Origin of the sequence: Glycomyces sp. YM15 (assembly GCF_016918015.1) — a bacterium.
Lineage (GTDB): Bacteria > Actinomycetota > Actinomycetes > Mycobacteriales > Micromonosporaceae > Glycomyces.
Map to the genome: position 1 here is coordinate 64,611 of NZ_JAERMK010000008.1, position 17,172 is coordinate 81,782.

Annotated in this window: 12 protein-coding genes; 3 read left to right on the top strand and 9 right to left on the bottom strand. The window is 69.9% G+C overall.

Annotated elements, in window-relative coordinates:
- Positions 1-93: 93 nt before the first annotated feature.
- On the bottom strand, positions 94-438 hold the full coding sequence (locus JHY01_RS10890; protein ID WP_205325660.1) for a cupin domain-containing protein: 345 nt from the start codon (positions 436-438) through the stop codon (positions 94-96).
- A gap of 294 nt (positions 439-732) precedes the next feature.
- Here JHY01_RS10890 and JHY01_RS10895 point away from each other — a divergent pair, with 294 nt between their 5' ends.
- Positions 733-1,719, top strand: coding sequence for a LacI family DNA-binding transcriptional regulator (locus JHY01_RS10895; RefSeq protein WP_205325661.1), 987 nt, complete (start codon positions 733-735; stop codon positions 1,717-1,719).
- 69 nt (positions 1,720-1,788) lie between these two features.
- Positions 1,789-4,380 carry a glycoside hydrolase family 9 protein gene (locus JHY01_RS10900; protein ID WP_205325662.1) on the top strand — a complete coding sequence of 864 codons (2,592 nt, stop codon included), beginning with the start codon at positions 1,789-1,791 and terminating at the stop codon, positions 4,378-4,380.
- 71 nt (positions 4,381-4,451) lie between these two features.
- On the opposite strand, the gene JHY01_RS10905 is transcribed toward JHY01_RS10900, so the two are convergent.
- From JHY01_RS10905 to gsmA, 4 genes are all read right to left on the bottom strand, one after another.
- Positions 4,452-4,838, bottom strand: a complete 387-nt coding sequence (locus JHY01_RS10905; RefSeq protein WP_205325663.1) for a hypothetical protein — start codon at positions 4,836-4,838, stop codon at positions 4,452-4,454.
- A gap of 157 nt (positions 4,839-4,995) precedes the next feature.
- Entirely contained in the window at positions 4,996-5,604 is a 609-nt protein-coding gene (locus JHY01_RS10910; RefSeq protein WP_205325664.1) for an A24 family peptidase, read from the bottom strand.
- 280 nt (positions 5,605-5,884) lie between these two features.
- Complete coding sequence (gene uvrA / locus JHY01_RS10915) at positions 5,885-8,794, bottom strand: excinuclease ABC subunit UvrA (protein ID WP_205325782.1); 2,910 nt, start codon at positions 8,792-8,794, stop codon at positions 5,885-5,887.
- Between the two features lie 341 nt (positions 8,795-9,135).
- Complete coding sequence (gene gsmA / locus JHY01_RS10920) at positions 9,136-10,230, bottom strand: sporangiospore maturation cell wall hydrolase GsmA (RefSeq protein WP_205325665.1); 1,095 nt, start codon at positions 10,228-10,230, stop codon at positions 9,136-9,138.
- Between the two features lie 144 nt (positions 10,231-10,374).
- Here gsmA and typA point away from each other — a divergent pair, with 144 nt between their 5' ends.
- Complete coding sequence (typA, locus tag JHY01_RS10925) at positions 10,375-12,246, top strand: translational GTPase TypA (protein ID WP_205325666.1); 1,872 nt, start codon at positions 10,375-10,377, stop codon at positions 12,244-12,246.
- 164 nt (positions 12,247-12,410) lie between these two features.
- Here the strand turns inward: typA and JHY01_RS10930 are convergent, their stop codons facing one another.
- From JHY01_RS10930 to rsmH, 4 genes are all read right to left on the bottom strand, one after another.
- A complete protein-coding gene (locus JHY01_RS10930) occupies positions 12,411-13,325 on the bottom strand; it encodes a proteasome assembly chaperone family protein (RefSeq protein ID WP_240192633.1) in 915 nt (304 codons plus the stop codon).
- A gap of 89 nt (positions 13,326-13,414) precedes the next feature.
- Positions 13,415-15,613, bottom strand: coding sequence for a penicillin-binding protein 2 (locus JHY01_RS10935; RefSeq protein WP_205325667.1), 2,199 nt, complete (start codon positions 15,611-15,613; stop codon positions 13,415-13,417).
- 8 nt (positions 15,614-15,621) lie between these two features.
- Positions 15,622-16,200 (bottom strand): hypothetical protein, encoded by a 579-nt coding sequence (locus JHY01_RS10940; protein ID WP_205325668.1) that lies wholly within the window; start codon positions 16,198-16,200, stop codon positions 15,622-15,624.
- Positions 16,197-17,165 carry a 16S rRNA (cytosine(1402)-N(4))-methyltransferase RsmH gene (rsmH, locus tag JHY01_RS10945; protein ID WP_205325669.1) on the bottom strand — a complete coding sequence of 323 codons (969 nt, stop codon included), beginning with the start codon at positions 17,163-17,165 and terminating at the stop codon, positions 16,197-16,199. Before rsmH ends, JHY01_RS10940 begins: the two co-directional genes overlap by 4 nt.
- Between the last annotated feature and the right edge of the window lie 7 nt (positions 17,166-17,172).

Consider the following 17,172-nt stretch of genomic DNA (forward strand, 5'->3'; position numbering starts at 1 on the left):
GGGCACCTGGTGGAAAGCGTGTCTCAGGGTCTGGGCGCGACTCGGGCCGCTCTCCTCGATGGGGAGCGGCCCGGTCGGCTTGCGGCCTCGCGGCTACATGCCGCCCATGGCCTTGCCGAAGTCGACCAGGACGACCTTGTGGTCGCCGACGACTTCCGCGTCGTGCCCCGGCGGGATCTCGAACACGTCTCCGGCGTTGATGTCCTTGTCGGTGCCGTCGTCCATGTGGATCTTCAAGTGCCCCTCGACGCAGTAGCCGAGGTGGTTGGCCTGGCAGGAATCGCCGCCCACGATCGGTTTGACGTCGTTGGACCAGCGCCAGCCCTTCTCGAACTCGGAGAATTCGACGGGCATGCCGTCGAGCATGACCGTGTCCCTGTGTCCGTGGCCGCTGAGGTTGACCGTCTGGTCGGGTCGGCTGAAATTCTTGACTGCCAATTGATGCATGGTTCTCACCCCCACGGCCGAGTCTATGGCCGCAGCGAGAGCGGCATTCACGTTTTGGCGACGACCGCGACCTCTGCAAAGGTTTGCCGAGAGCGGGATCGGCGGTCCGCGCCGACCGACTTCTTGGGATCGGGTGGATACACTGGTCACTTCGTTCCCAGGTCAACCCCTCATTACTGGAACATTCAACAAAGCTGCATAAGGAAGGACGACGGTGCGATGAGCCCCCAGCACGCGCGGAGATCCCCAGACCGCTCCCCGGCACCGCGGTCTCGCAAACCCACGATGGCCGATGTCGCCGCCGAGGTCGGCGTTTCGCGGGCGCTGGTGTCGCTGGTGTTCCGCGGTCAGCCCGGCGCGAGCCCCGACACCCGCGAGCGGGTCTTCGACGCCGCCGCTCGGCTCGGCTACAGGCCGGACATGGCCGCGCGGCTGCTCGCGCGCGGCCGCAGCAAGGTCCTCGGCGTGCTCTTCACGGCCAGGAACCCGTACCACATCGACTTGGTGGAAGCGATCTATCCGGCCGCCGAGGATCTCGGCTACGACCTGGTGCTGAGTGCGACGGTGCCGACCCGCAACGAGCACAACGCGATCGAGGCGCTCATCGGGCACCGCAGCGAGGCGCTGCTGCTGTGCGGGCCCACGATCCCGGACGAGGACGTGACCGAGCTGGGCTCGCGGGTGCCCACGGTGGTGATCGGCAGGCACATCAAGGACGCGCGGGTCGACGTGGTGACCTCGTACGACCGACCCGGCGCCCGCGAGGTGGTCGACTACCTGGTGAGCCTCGGGCACCGCGACATCGTGCACGTGGACGCGGGCCACCGGCCGGGCGGGCCGGAGCGGCGGCGGGCCTACCGGGACGCGATGCGCGCGCACGGGCTGGCCGAACGCATCCGGGTGATCCCGGGGAACCATTCCCAGGAGGGCGGTTCGGAGGCGGCGCGGCAGCTGCTGGAGGAGGACACGCCGCTGCCCACCGCGGTGTTCGCGGCGAACGACCAGTGCGCGATCGGGCTGCTCGACGTGTTCACGCGGGCCGGGGTGAAGATCCCCGAGCAGGTCTCGATCGTGGGATACGACGACAGCCACATCGCCGGACTCAGCCACATCGACCTGACGACGGTGCGCCAGGACGTGCCGCGACTCGCTCGGCTCGCCGTCGAGGCCGCCGATGAACAACTCAGGGGCGCAAGGGATCCGGGCGTGTGCTTGAAACTCGAGTCGAAGCTGGTCGTGCGCGGCACGAGCGGTCCGCCCGCCTCGGAATGATTGACATTTACATATTTGAATGACAAGATGGCGGATGGTATCGCTCCCAAACTCAATGGAGGGCACCCCATGCCGCGAACCGCACTTCGCCGGAGACGCCTCAGCGTCGCCGTATTGACCGCTCTGGCACTCGGCGCCGCCGCAGTGCCCGCCGCTCAGGCCCTGGCTCAGGACGAGGAGCCCACCGACCTCATCACCAACGGCGACTTCGCCTCCGGCACGAACGGCTGGTGGACCACGGCCAACCTCACCGGAGCGGTCGCCGACGGCGAGTGGTGCGTCGACGTTCCCGGCGGCACCGCCAACGCCTGGGACGCCATCGTCGGCCAGGACGGCCTGCCGCTGGCGACCGGCGAATCCTACGAACTGCGCTTCACCGCCCGCGCCTCGGCCGACGTCAGCGTCCGCACGCTCGTGCAGCGCCCGGTCGACCCCTGGCCGACCGCGGTCGAGGAGTTCCCGCTGCTCGGCAGCGAGGCGCAGGACTTCAGCTACACCTTCACCGCCAGCGCCGACTGGACGGACGCGCAGCTCGCGTTCCAGATCGGCCGCCACGCCGACCCGTGGCAGTTCTGCCTATCGGAGGTCCAGTTGCTCACCGGAGCCGAACCGCCCGTGTACGAGCCCGATACCGGGCCGCGCGTACGCGTGAACCAGGTCGGGTACCTGCCCGACGCCCCCAAGCGGGCCACACTCGTCACCGACGCGGCCGATCCGGTCCCGTGGCAGCTGCACGACGCCGCGGGAGCCCTGGCGGCCGAAGGCGAGTCGGCGCCGCACGGCCCGGAGTCCACTTCGGGCGAATCGGTGCACGTGATCGACTTCTCTGAAACGTCCGCCACCGGCGAGGGCTTCACCCTCACCGCCGACGGCGAGACCTCGTATCCATTCAGCATCGGCGGGAACGCCTACGGGGACTTGGCCGTCGACGCCATGTCCTTCTTCTACCCGCAGCGCTCCGGCATCGCCATCGACGACGCCATCGCGCCCGGATACGGCCGCGAGGCCGGGCACGTCGACGTCGCACCCAACCAGGGCGACGGAGCCGTGACCTGCTACGCCGAGGCCTGCGACTACAGCCTCGACGTGAGCGGCGGCTGGTACGACGCGGGCGACCACGGCAAGTACGTCGTCAACGGCGGCATCTCGGTCGCGCAGCTCATGTCCGTCTACGAGCGGGCCCTCCACGCCCCCACCGGCGACGCGAGCCGTCTCGCCGACGGCAGCCTGCGCATCCCCGAGCACGGCGACGGCGTGCCCGACGTCCTCGACGAGGCCCGCTGGGAGGTCGAGTTCCTGCTCGCCATGCAGGTGCCCGCGGGTGAGGAGCTGGCGGGCATGGCCCACCACAAGATCCACGACGAGAAGTGGACCGGCCTGCCGCTCATGCCGGCCGACGACCCCCAGCCGCGCTACCTGCAGCCGCCCTCGACCGCCGCGACCCTGAACCTGGCGGCCGCCGCCGCGCAGGCCGCGCGCCTGTTCGCCCCCTATGACGCCGAGTTCGCGGCCGAATGCCTGGAAGCGGCCGAGACCGCCTGGGCGGCGGCGCTCGCGCACCCGGACATCTACGCGCCGGACACCAGCCCCGACGGCGGCGGCCCGTACGGCGACTCCGACGTGAGCGACGAGTTCTACTGGGCCGCGGCCGAGCTGTTCCTGACCACCGGCACGAAGTCCTATGAGGAATACGTGCTCGGCTCGAAGCTGCACGAGGCCGACTCGTTCGGCGCGGGTGCCTTCTACTGGGGCAGCGTGGCCGCCCTCGCGAAGCTCGACCTGGCCCTGGTGCCGAACGCCCTGCCGGGCCGCGATGACGTGGTCGCGCAGGTCGTGGGCGGGGCCGACAAGTACCTGGAGCTGCAGGCGGCGAGCCCGTGGAACCTCTCCTACGGCTCGAACGGGACCTTCGACTGGGGCTCCAACAGCGCCGTGCTCAACGAGCTCGTGGTCGTGGCCACCGCCTTCGACCTCACCGGCGAGTCGCAGTACCGCGACGGCGTGCTCGTAGGGCTCGACTACATCCTGGGCCGCAACGCCCTCGGCAACTCCTATGTGACCGGTTACGGCTCGCACGACTCGCACAACATGCACAGCCGCTGGTACGCCAACCAGCTCGACCCGAGCCTGCCGAACCCGCCCGCCGGGACGCTCGCGGGCGGTCCGAACTCGGTCACGGGCACCTGGGACCCGATCGCGCAGCGCTGGCTCACCGGCTGCGCCCCGCAGCGGTGCTATATCGACGACATCGGGTCGTGGGCCACGAACGAGCTGACGATCAACTGGAACGCCCCGCTCGCGCAGATCGCGAACTTCGCGGCCGAGCAGGCGACCGGATCGATCGCGTCGACGCCCTCGTGCAAGGTGGAGTACATGATCAACGGCCAGTGGCCGGGCGGGTTCAACGCCCAGGTACTCGTCACCAACACCGGTGACAAGCCGCTGAACGACATCACGCTCAAGTGGGCGCTGCCGACCGGGCAGTCCATCGTGCACTCCTGGAGCGTGGCGCTGGAGCAGGACGGCCACATGGTGACCGCCACCGACGTGGCGGGAGGCCAGGAGCTGAAGCCGGGCCGCACGTTCACGTTCGGGCTCATCGGCGGGAAGGACGCCCGCACCGCGGTCGCGCCCGCGTCGGTGGCCTGCTCGGCGGTGTAAGGAACGCGACGGGGCGGCCACCGGATCGCGGTGGCCGCCCCGAGGCGTGTGAGCGGAAGTCGCTGCGGCGACTAGCCGTGGTCCATCTGGTGCTTCGACGAGCCGCAGACCTTGTCGACATCCGAGGTGCCGAGCAGGCCGAGACTGCCGGCGTTGCTCCAGTCCCAGTTCAAAGCGCAGACGTTCGAGCCGATGTTGACGCCGTCCGGGTTCTGGTCCGAGCCGCTGCACAGGTCCGTCTCGTCGCTCTTGTCGACGTTCAGCAGGCTGATGACGTCGCCGCTCCAGTTGCCGACGCACAGGTTCGACAGGACGTTGACCCCGCCGGAGTCCTGCGGTTGGTACTCGTAGCCGCGCTCGACCATGGGAGCGGTGGTCTCGGCGGCCATGGCAGGTGGGGCCATGCCGGCGGCCATGATGCCCGCGGCGGCTGCGGCCACCGCGGCTTTGGCGATCAAGCGAATCACATTCACCTCTCAGTGCTCGATGTCCCTCTTGACCCTTTTGTCGCGGGTCGGCCACGAATATAACTACTGAGCTGCGCCGGAAAAGGGAAACCGCAGAACCGGGCCGCATTGCCCGGCTTCACTCTTCGGCGCGTTACAGATAGGACGCTCACCAAGCGATCCACGGTTCGGTCGCCACGGCCGCCGCCGCGCCGGCGAGCATCGCCGGACCGTAGGGGAAATCCTTGCGGCCCATGGACATGACGGCGAGCGCCTGGCCGCCTCCCACAAGGATCGTGGCCGCGAGCGCCAGCGCCGCCGCTTCCCATGCGGCCCAACCGGTGACGAGGCCGAGCAGCCCGGCGAGCTTGACATCGCCGAAGCCGATCTGGCCGGTCGCGCAGCCGATGCCGTACAGCGCCATGGCGATCGCGGCGCAGGCGACGGCTCGCAGCTGCGTGTCGGGTTCGCCGGTGGCGATGAGGAGCGCTCCCGCGAGAGGGTACGCGGGCAGGATGAGCACGTCGGGCAGCCGCCGCTGGTAGACGTCGATCCAGCCCGCCGCGATGCCGACGGCGGCGACCGTGCCGAGGGCGCATCCGTGCAGCAGTCCGTCTGCGCGCCAAGCGATCAGCAGAGCGACGGCGAGGCTCACGCTCTTGACGAGGCGCGGGTCGGGGTGGCGGTCGGTCGCCAGGGCGACGCAGCGTCCCAGGCCTGGACCCGCGAGGAGGGCGGCCGTGGCCGCGCCGATATAGAGAGCACCGGGGAAGAGCACGCTGCGATGCTCGCATTCCGTTGCGGCGGAATACGGGAGCGACGCGGCCGCGTTCGGCCGCGTCGCCCTTTTCGTTCGTCTTCGGTTGGGGCGCCGCGGGACCAGTTGGCCAAGTGACGGTGCGGCCTCGGGCCGAGCGGTTCCGCAGGCTGCGAGGCGGCGCCAGGACCGCAAAACGGCGCCGAGCTCACCGCTCGCCCCGACCGGCACTTGACACCGGGGGACGCGAGCCGCAGGCGGACGTGGCGACTTCGTCGCCCTCTTGCAGCCTCGGGAACCTTTACCGCTTGGCGGCCGTCTTCCTGCCGTTGCCCGCCTTGGCCCTGCGCGCGGCGGCGCCGTCGCCGTTGCCCTTGCCGTCGAGGCCGAGCAGCGGTCGGAGGTACGCGCCGGTGTGGCTCGCCGCGATCGCCGCGACCTCTTCGGGCGTGCCCGCCGCGACCAGCGTGCCGCCCTTGTCGCCGCCCTCGGGGCCGAGGTCGATGACCCAGTCGGAGCACTTGATCACTTCGAGGTTGTGCTCGATGGTGATCACGGTGTTGCCCTTGTCGACCAGGCCGTCGAGCACGCCGAGGAGCTTGCGCACGTCCTCGAAGTGCAGACCGGTGGTCGGCTCGTCCAGGATGTACACGGTCTTGCCGGTCGAGCGCTTCTGCAGCTCGGATGCGAGCTTGACGCGCTGTGCCTCGCCGCCCGACAGGGTCGGGGCGGGCTGGCCGAGGCGCACGTAGCCGAGGCCGACGTCGTTGAGCGTCTTCAGATGCCGGTGGATCGTCTGGATCGGCTCGAAGAACTCGGCGGCCTCCTCGATGGGCATGTCGAGCACGTCGGAGATGGTCTTCCCGCGGTAGTGGACCTTGAGCGTGTCCCGGTTGTAGCGGGCGCCCCCGCACTCCTCGCACGGCACGTACACGTCGGGCAGGAAGTTCATCTCGATCTTGAGCGTGCCGTCGCCGCTGCACGCCTCGCAGCGCCCGCCCTTGACGTTGAAGGAGAACCGGCCCGGGCCCCAGCCGCGCACCTTCGCCTCGGGCGTGCCCGAGAAGAGCTTGCGGACCTTGTCGAACACGCCGGTGTAGGTGGCCGGGTTCGAGCGCGGAGTGCGCCCGATCGGCGACTGGTCGACGCCCACGACCTTGTCGACCCCGTCGATGCCGGTGATCGTGCGGTGCCGGCCCGCGACGATCTTCGCGCCGTTGACCTCGGCCGCGAGCGTGTTGTAGAGGATCTCGTTCACGAGCGTGGACTTGCCGGAGCCGGACACGCCGGTGACCGAGACGAGGCAGCCCATCGGGAAGGCCGCGTCGATGCCCTTGAGGTTGTTCTCCCTGGCGCCCTTGACGACCAGTTCGCGGCCGTGGTCGGCCGGGCGGCGCTGCGCGGGTACCGGGATGTGCTTGCGGCCGGACACGTAGTCGCCGGTGATGGAGCCTTCGGCCTCGGTGAGGCCCGCGACCGGACCGGAGTAGATGACGTGGCCGCCGTGCTCGCCCGCGCCGGGGCCGATGTCGACGATGTGGTCGGCGACGCGGATCGTGTCCTCGTCGTGCTCGACGACGATGAGCGTGTTGCCGAGGTCCCGCAGCCGCTCCAGGGTCGCGATGAGCCGGTTGTTGTCGCGCTGGTGCAGTCCGATCGACGGCTCGTCGAGCACGTACAGGACGCCCACGAGGCCCGCGCCGATCTGCGTGGCGAGACGGATGCGCTGGGCCTCGCCGCCCGAGAGGCTCCCGGCGGCCCGCGCGAGCGTCAGGTAGTCGAGGCCGACGTCGAGCAGGAACTGCAGGCGGGCCTTGACCTCCTTGACGATCGGCGCGGCGATGATCGAGTCGCGGTTCGAGAGCTTCAGCGCGTCGAAGAACACCGCGCAGTCCGCGACCGAGAGCGTGCAGACCTCGTGGATGGACAGGCCCTCCACGGTGACCGCCAGGACCTCGGGCTTGAGCCGGGTGCCCTCGCAGGTCGAGCACGGGATCTCCCGCATGAACTGCTCGTACTTCTCGCGGGTCCACTCGGAGTCGGTCTCGTGGTGGCGGCGCTCGACCCACGGCACGACGCCTTCGAAGCGCGTCTCGTAGGAGCGGCGCTGACCGCGCTTGTTGCGGTAGGAGACCTGCAGGGTCTCGCTGTAGCCGTAGAGCACGGCCTTCTGCGCCCGGTCGGGGAGGTCCGCCCAGGGGGTGTCGACGTCGAAGCCGACGGCCTCGCCGAGGGCGACGATCTGGAACAGGAAGTAGTCGCCCATGCCGACCGAGGACCAGGGCGCGAGCGCGCCGTCGCGGATGCTCGACTCCTGGTCGCGGATCACGAGCTCCGGGTCGACCTCCTTGCGCACGCCGAGGCCGTGGCAGACGGGGCAGGCGCCGAAGGGCGCGTTGAAGGAGAAGGTGCGCGGCTCGAGCTCGTCGAGCGAGAGCGGGTGGTCGTTGGGGCACGCGAGCTTCTCGGAGAAGCGGCGGGTGCGGTTCGGGTCGTCTTCGGGGACGTCGACGAAGTCGAGCACCACGACCCCGTCGGCGAGTCCGAGCGCGGACTCGACCGAGTCGGTGACGCGCTGGATCGCGGAGGCCTTGACGGCGAGGCGGTCGATGACCACGTCGATGTCGTGCTTCTCCTGCTTCTTCAGCTTCGGCACCTCCGTGAGGGCGTACACCTCGCCGTCGACCCGGGCGCGGGCGTAGCCCTGCTGCTGGAGGTCGCCGAAGAGGTCCACGAACTCGCCCTTGCGCTTGCGCACCACCGGGGCCAGGACCTGGAAGCGGGTGCCCTCGGGCATCGCCATGATCTGGTCGGTGATCTGCTGCGGCGACTGGCTGACGATGGCCTCGCCGCACTGCGGGCAGTGCGGGACGCCGACGCGGGCGTAGAGGAGCCGCAGGTAGTCGTAGATCTCGGTGATCGTGCCCACGGTCGAGCGCGGGTTGCGGGAGGTGGACTTCTGGTCGATCGAGACCGCCGGGGACAGGCCCTCGATGAAGTCGACGTCGGGCTTGTCCATCTGGCCGAGGAACTGGCGGGCGTAGGCCGAGAGCGATTCGACGTAGCGGCGCTGGCCCTCCGCGAAGATCGTGTCGAACGCCAGGGAGGACTTGCCGGAACCGGACAGGCCGGTGAAGACGATGAGCGAGTCCCGGGGGAGGTCGAGGTCGACGTCCTTGAGGTTGTGCTCGCGCGCGCCGCGCACGACGATGGTGCCTGCTGCGGGTCGTTCGGAAACGGAGCCCTGCGGTCCGGATTCGGGAGTTTCGGTGTCGATCAGAAGGTGCTCGTTGGCCACGGTGGGAATCTAACGTTCGGGTCCGACAGTTCTGGGAGCCCCGCTGTTCGAGGGAGCGCCGCCCTACGAGGCTACTCCCCCGCGTACTGCGGTTCCGTACGCCGATGTGACCTTTGACTCAGCCTTTACGCTTACGAGGGCGGGCCCGGTGGCCGCGCGCATCCCTGGCTCGCGAGCTTCGCCGAGAGTGCTGCCGCCTTGACCGGACCCGCCCTCGATGGCAGGAATCAAGTCTTGTGGGTGACCCGTCCGGTTCAGTCGAACCGGTAGAGGTCGTAGCCGTCCATGATGCCGATGAGCTTGTCCGAGTACTTCGGGTCGGTCGCGTAGCCGGCCTTGTGGATCTCGCGGGCGAAGCGCTTCGGGTCGTTCGCGTGGTCCATGGCGGTGGCGTAGCGGGACCAGTTCGAGAGCAGGGCGCCGTGGTCGCGGTAGGAGTCGGCCACGTTCCGATAGGCGCGGAACGTCGCGTTCATGTCGAAGCAGCCGCCGGTCGGGCTGCATTCGAAGGTGGCGTAGTCGCGGCAGCCGATGGCGTGGTCGCCGGGCGAGCCGAAGCACTTCATGCCGAACAGGTTGTGGTCTTCGCGGGCCAGCGCGCCCTTGCCCCAACCGGATTCGAGGATCGCCTGCGCGATGGTGACCGAGGCGGGCACGCCGGTGGCGCGGTCGCTGGCCTGCGCCGCGGGCGCGTGCGCGTTGATGAAGCCCGAGGTGCCGCCGCGCGGGATCGAGGGCGGGTCCTGGCCGCACCAGGGCAGCCACGGCTCGCCGGCGCTCCACTTGATGTAGGCGGCGGAGACGTAGCGCTTGTCGCCGATCAGGTACCAGGCGCCGGTCTTGCGGGCGGTGCCGTCGACCTCCTGGCCCCAGACCTGGCATTTGACGGAGATGCCGACGCCGTTGGCGAAGGCGCCCTGCCGACTGGAGGTCGAGTTCGCTGCGGCCCGGATGTTGAGTTCGCCGCCGTCGGTGCTGACAGTGGCGTTGGTGGCGGCCTTCGTGGCGGCGGAGCACCACGGCACGGGCTGCGCGGGCGACCAGGTGACGTACGCGTTCGAGATCCAGCGGTCCTTGCCGATACGCAGCCAGGTCGAGGTGGTGCGGACGAATCCGCTGATCTCCTCGCCGCGGACCATGCAGAACACCTCGGGGTTCGCGCCCTTGGCGAGGGTCCCGGCGATCTTCCGGTCGGTGGCCGGGCCGGTGCGGACGTTGAGCGGGCCGCCTTCGGTGGCGATGATCGCACCGGTGATCTCGGCGTGTGCTGGAGCCGCGCCGACGAGGATCGTCCCTGCGGCGAGCGCGAGAACTGTTACGAATCGGATGTACCTCTGGAATACGCCCATAGTGGGCAGTCTAGGTAGCGGGGGATTTTCTGTCATTGAAAGGCTCAATGTGAACAACACTCGGCTCAGAAGCGGGTTTTCTGGTGTCCGCGATCACCTGGGTTGACGCCAGGTCCGTCTCGTGCTTAGGCGACAATGGTCGTCGTGTCTACACGCTCTGATCTGCGCAACATCGCCATCGTCGCCCACGTCGACCACGGCAAGACCACGCTCGTCGACGCCATGCTCAAGCAGGCCGGCGCCTTCCGCGAAGGCGCCGCCGTCGACGACCGCGTCATGGACTCCGGTGACCTGGAACGCGAGAAGGGCATCACGATCCTCGCGAAGAACACCGCGGTCCACTACATCAACCCGGCCGACGGCTCCCAGATGGTCATCAACATCATCGACACGCCCGGCCACGCCGACTTCGGCGGCGAGGTCGAGCGCGGCCTGTCCATGGTCGACGCCGTGGTGCTCCTGGTCGACGCCTCGGAGGGTCCGCTCCCGCAGACCCGCTTCGTGCTCCGCAAGGCGCTCACCGCGCGCCTGCCGGTCATCTTGTGCATCAACAAGACCGACCGTCCGGACGCCCGCATCGACGAGGTCGTCAACGAGACCTACGACCTGTTCCTGGACCTGGACGCCGACGAGGACCAGATCGAGTTCCCGATCGTCTACGCCTGCGCCCGCGACGGCGTCGCCTCGCTGAACAAGCCCAAGGACGGCACCGTCCCCGAGGACTCCGACAGCCTCAAGCCGTTCTTCGACACCATCATCGAGCACGTGCCCGCGCCCGAGTACGACGAGGCGAAGCCGCTCCAGGCCCACGTCACGAACCTCGACGCCGACAACTTCCTCGGCCGCATCGCGCTGTGCCGCGTCATGGAGGGCGAGCTGCGCAAGGGCCAGACCGTCACCTGGATCAAGCGCGACGGCACCCAGCAGAACGTCAGAATCACGGAACTCATGATGACCGAGGCGCTCACCCGCAAGCCCGCCGAGAAGGCCGGCCCGGGCGACATCTGCGCCATCGCGGGCATCCCGGACATCATGATCGGCGAGACCCTGGCCGACCCGGAGAACCCGATCGCGCTGCCGCTCATCACCGTCGACGAGCCGGCGATCTCGATGACCATCGGCACCAACACCTCGCCGCTGGTCGGCAAGGGCGGCAAGGGCCACAAGGTCACCGCCCGCCTGGTGAAGGACCGCCTCGACCGCGAGCTGGTCGGCAACGTCTCGCTCCGGGTGCTCCCGACCGAGCGCCCCGACGCCTGGGAGGTGCAGGGCCGCGGCGAGCTGGCCCTCGCGATCCTGGTCGAGCAGATGCGCCGCGAGGGCTTCGAACTCACCGTCGGCAAGCCCGAGGTGGTCACCAAGCAGGTCGACGGCAAGACCTACGAGCCGGTCGAGCGCCTCACCATCGACTCCCCCGAGGAGCACCTGGGCGCGATCACGCAGCTCATGGCGACCCGCAAGGGCCGCATGGAGACCATGACGAACCACGGTTCGGGCTGGATCCGCATGGAGTGGCTGGTGCCCTCGCGCGGCCTCATCGGCTTCCGGACCGAGTTCCTGACGCAGACCCGCGGCACCGGCATCGCGCACTCGATCTACGAGAAGCACGAGCCGTGGTTCGGCGAGCTGAAGACCCGCAACAACGGTTCGCTCGTGGCCGACCGCGCCGGGGCCGTCACCGCCTTCGCGATGATCAACCTGCAGGAACGCGGCACGCTGTTCGTGGGCCCGACCACCGAGGTGTACGAGGGCATGATCGTCGGCGAGAACTCGCGCTCCGACGACATGGACGTGAACATCACCAAGGAGAAGAAGCTCACCAACATGCGCGCCGCCTCGGCGGACTCGACCGAGAACGTGGTCCCGCCGCGCGCGCTGTCCCTCGAGCAGTCCCTGGAGTTCTGCCGCGAGGACGAGTGCGTGGAGATCACCCCGGACACCGTCCGCATCCGCAAGGTCGTCCTGGACCAGAAGGAGCGCGGTCGCAGCGCCTCGAAGGCCAAGCACGGCAAGTGAGTCCTGAACGCGAGAAGCGGGGGGGGGCGGCCGGGGGGGGGCCCGCGGCGGGGGGGGGGCGGGGGGGGGGGAGGCGACCCCCGCCTGGTGCGCCCTCACCGGGCGCGGGGGCCCCGCCCTCCGGGTCGGCCCCGCTTCTCGCTTGGTCCCGGGGTTGTCACGCGCTACTTGTCGTCCTCACCTCGCTGGCGCTCGGCGAGGAAGTGCTCGAACGCCGCTCCGAGTTCGTCGGCGGTCGGCATCCGGCCGTCCTGGAGCATCTCGTCGGCCTCGGCGGCCTCGGCGAACGAGTCGTACTGCTCCTCAAGGGTCTTCACCACGTCGGCGACCTCGTCGGACTCGGCGACCTGTTCGGCGATGTCCGAATCCACTTGGGCGCGTTCGACTTCCAGTTCCTCGTCGGAGGGCAGGTCGAGGCCGGTGGCCTCGCGGATGCCCTCGAGGAGGCGGAGCGAAGCGGCCGGATAGGTCATCTGCATGACGTAGTGCGGCACGTGCACCGAGAGGCCGACGGCGTCGCGGCCGGACTCGCCGAGGCGGTACTCCAGCAGCCCCGCGGCATTGCCGGGGACCGTGACCTCGTTGAACACCGGGCGGTTGTCGAAGACGAGCTCGGGCCGGGTCGCGTGCACGGTCATGCCGAGCGGCCGGGTGTGCGGCACCCCCATCGGGATGCCCTGGAAGCCCACGGTGAGCGGCACATGCCAGTGCTCGACCAGGTCCTCCACCGAGTCCACGAAGCGTTCCCACGCGAAGTCGGGCTCAGGGCCCGTCATGAGCAGGAACGGCTTGTCCGCGGCGTCCCGCATCAGGTACACGACCAGTTGCGGGGCCTCGAAGTCCGACCAGCGGTCGATCGAGAACGTGAGGTTGGGCCGCCGGGAGCGGTAGTCGATGAGCTGGTCCACGTCGAACGACGCGACCGGGGTGTGCTCGCAGGTCTTGAACAGGTGGTCCACCACCCCGCGACCCGCTTGGCCTGCGTCCATGAACCCGTCGAGGAAGTGCAGCAGCACCGCTCCCCGCGCCTCGGCCGGTTCCGCCAGGACCTCGCACAGTGCCCAAGGGTCAACGTTCAAAACAATCGGCTCCTTCTTCCTTGACGCCTTCGATGCTAACGCCCGGGGCCGACCCCCGATTCCCGCTCGCGGAGAACTTCGCAGGAGCGTCACCCCCAGACGTCGAACACCGGGGCGGGCTCGGCCGCGGGGCGAACCCCGAAGTAGCCCAAGGCGAACTCGTTGATCTGCTTGAACGCGTCGCCCGTGGTCGAGCCGCCGCCCCCGCCACCGGGGACGTAGACGCTCACGGCCACGACGTACTGCGGGTCCTCGGCCGGGGCGAATCCCACGAACGAGGTGATGTTGCCGGGCGCGTACACGCCGTCGACGACGAGGCTGCCCGTACCGGTCTTGCCGGCCAGGTGGTAGTTCTCGAGCGCCGCGTTGCGGCCCGTGCCGGTCTCCGCCGCGATCGGCGCCTGCAGCAGGTACTGCAGGCTCTCGGCGGTCTCCTTGGAGATGACGCGGTGCTTCTCCGGCTCCGGCTGCTCCACGACGGTGCCGTCGGCCTCGATCTTCTGGTCGACGAGCGTGGGCTGCACGTACACGCCGTCGTTGGCGATGGCACCGTAGAGCGCGGCCATCTGCATGATCGTGGCGGTGCCCTCGTGGCCGATCGGGACCGAGCCGTACGAGGTGCCCGACCAGTTCTGCGGCTCCTGCAGGATGCCCGCGGCCTCGCCCGCGATCCCGACGCCCGTGGACTGTCCGAGGCCGAACGCGAGCTGGTACTCGTAGAGCTTCTCCTTGCCGATGCAGTCGGCGAGCTGGATGGTGCCCACGTTCGAGGACTGCGCGATGATCCCGGCGAGGCTCAGCACTGCGTCGCCGTGCTCGTAGCCGTCCCGGTACACCTGGTCGCCCTTGGTGATCGTCTGATCAACGGGCATGGTGCCGTCCGGCTTGATGCAGCCCTCCTCGAGGGCCGCGGCGAACACGATCGCCTTGTGGATCGAGCCGGGGTCCACAGTAGCCTGAGTGCCGTAGTCGCGGTACGCCTCGGGGTCGTCCACGTCGAACGGGTTGGCCGCGTCGTAGGTCGGGGTCGAGGCCATCGCCAGCATCTCGCCGGAGCCGACCTCCATGACCATCGCCGAGCCGAACTCGGCGTCGTGCTCGTTCACGGTCTCCTGCAGGATGTTCTGCACCTGGAACTGGAGCTTGTCGTCGAGGGTGAGCTGGATGTCGTTGCCCGGCACCGCTTCCTCCTCGCGGTAGAACGCGCCGGGGATCGGCTGGCCGGACTGGCTGCGCTCGTAGGAGACCTCGCCGTCCTCCCCGGAGAGCCAGTCGTCGTAGGCGGCCTCCAGGCCGACGAGGCCGGTGCCCTCGCCGCCGGTGAAGCCGATGACGTTGGCGGCCAGGTCGTGTCCGGGCACCATGCGGCTCTCGTCCTCGCCGATGATGAGGCCCGGGTTCTCCATCTCCCGAATCTCGTCGCCGACGTCGAGGCTGACGCCGCGCTGCAGGTACGCGAAGCGGATCGCCTCGCCCTGCGCGGTCTCCTTGGTGGCGATGATCGGTTCGATCTCGGAGGCCTTCCGGGCCAGGAGCGGCGCGAGGGTCGCGGCCAGTTCGGCGGGGTCGCCCGCGACCATGCCGGGATCCACGGCGATGTAGTTCGCCTCGATCGAGTAGGCGAGCCGGTTGCCGTTGCGGTCGAGGATCGCGCCGCGCTCGGCGGGCAGCGGCTCGGTCGTGAGGCGCTGGTTCAGGGCGTCCGCCGCGTAGGCCGCGGAGTCGGTGACCTGGAGCTGCACGAGCCGGGCGCCCGAGACGAGCAGCAGGATCATGACGAAGGCCGCGGCCATGCGCAGCCGCCGACGGGGATTGCCGATGCGGGGCAGGCTCGCGATCGGCCGGACCTCGATCGGCCCGGTGGCGCGGACGGTGCCGCGCGGTCCGCCGCGGCGCGGCGGGTTGATCGGGCCGGTGCGCCGGGTCGGCGCGGGACGCACGGTCCCGGTGCGCCGCAGCGGTTCCGAGCGATCCGCGGCGGTGCGTTTCGGTTCCGGCTCGGGCCTGCGCGGCTCGGTGATCGTGCCGGTCTCGCGCTGGCGGCGCTCGCGCGAGCGGGCCGCGGCCTCGCGGCGCCTGCGCGCCGCGAGGTCGTCGGTCTCCTGCTGCTGAGAGGTCCGGTTGCGTTCGCGGCGCGCGGCCTCGCGGTCCCGCGCCCCGTTCTCGCGGGCCCGGTTGTCCTCGGACCCCTCCGCCGCCTCGCGGACCGTGCGCCCGCGAGGCGTGTAACGGCGCGCTCGGCTGATCGAGGAGGGGTCGCGCCGTCGACGGGGGTCGGATTCGGTCATCGACGTCCTTACTCTTCGTTCCAGGGCACCTCGACGGTCTCGCCGCCGGGCAGGTACAGGAAGGTCACCTTCTCCGGGTGCACCATGCCGTACAGCTGCGCCTGGGCCTGGAGGTACACGGGCGTGTCGAGGTGCGACAGCTCGTCCTCGAGCGCCTGCTCGGTCTGGTCGAGCTCGCCGGCCTGGGTCCGCAGCTCCTGCAGCCGGTAGGCGTCCTCGTTGATGACCGTGTTCAGCACCAGCAGGCCGAAGATCCCGGCCACCACGAGCGCGAGGATGCCGCCGACGAACGCCGGGCGCGGCACCTCCACCGGATCCGGCGCGGGCTTGGCCTTCGTCTCGGTCCGGGTGCGCGGCAGCACCACGGTCTCGCGCTGCGGCGAGGCCGGGGTCTCGATCTCGGCCGGAGGCGCCTCGACCGGGACGGTCGCGGGCTGGACGGCGAGGTTCCCCTCGAACACAGGCGCGGAGTCATCGGCGTCGCCGACGAGGCCGCGGCGTCGCGAGGACGCGGCGCGGGCCCGCCGACGGGCGGCCTTGATGATCTCGTCGGGGTCGGCTTGCGCGCGACGGTACTGGTCGCTCATGGTGCGCCTCCTGCTCCTGTGGACGGTGCGATGCGCTCCGCGGCGCGGAGCCGGGCGGGTGCCGCGCGCGGATTGCGGTCGAGTTCGGTCTGTGTCGGTTGCTGGGCCTTCTTCGTAAGGAGTCGAAAGGTGGGTTCGGTTCCGGGGAGGTCGACGGGGAGGCCGGCCGGGCTGGTGGAGGTGGCCCGTCGGGCCAGCTCCTGCTTGGTGATGCGGTCTTCGAGCGAGTGGTAGGAGAGCACGACGACACGGCCGCCGGGGGCCATCACGTCGAGCGCGGCGGGCAGCGCGCGCTCCCAGGTCTCCAGCTCGCCGTTGACCTCGATCCGCAGGGCCTGGAAGGTCCGCTTGGCGGGGTTGCCGCCGGTGCGGCGGGCCGCGGCCGGGATCGCGTCCCGCACCAGGTCCGCCAGTGCGCTGCTGGAGGTGATCGGGGCTTTGGCGCGGGCCTTGACGATGCTGGAGACGACGCGGGTCGCGAACTTCTCCTCGCCGTACTCGCGCAGGATGCGCACGAGGTCGCCCGGCGCGTAGGTGTTCACGACGATCTCGGCGGTGAGCGGGTCGTCGGGGTTCATGCGCATGTCGAGGCGCGCGTCCTGGCTGTAGGCGAAGCCGCGGTCGGCCTGGTCGAGCTGCATCGAGGAGACGCCGAGGTCGAACAGGACGGCGTCGAGGTGGTCGAAGCCGTTGTCCTGCAGGACTTCCGGGATCTCGTCGTAGACGGCGCGGGCCGGGATGAACCGCTCGCCGAAGTCGGCGAGTCGCTTGGAGGCGAGTTCGAGCGCGGTGGGGTCGCGGTCGACGCCGATGACCGTGAGGCCGGGGTGGGCGGTCAGCAGCGCCTCGGTGTGCCCTCCGGCGCCGAGGGTCGCGTCGACGGCCAGCGCCCCGGGGCGCGAGGCGGCGGGTGCGAGGTATGCCAGCACTTCGTCGAGCATCACCGGGATGTGCGGTGCGTTCATTCCGCTC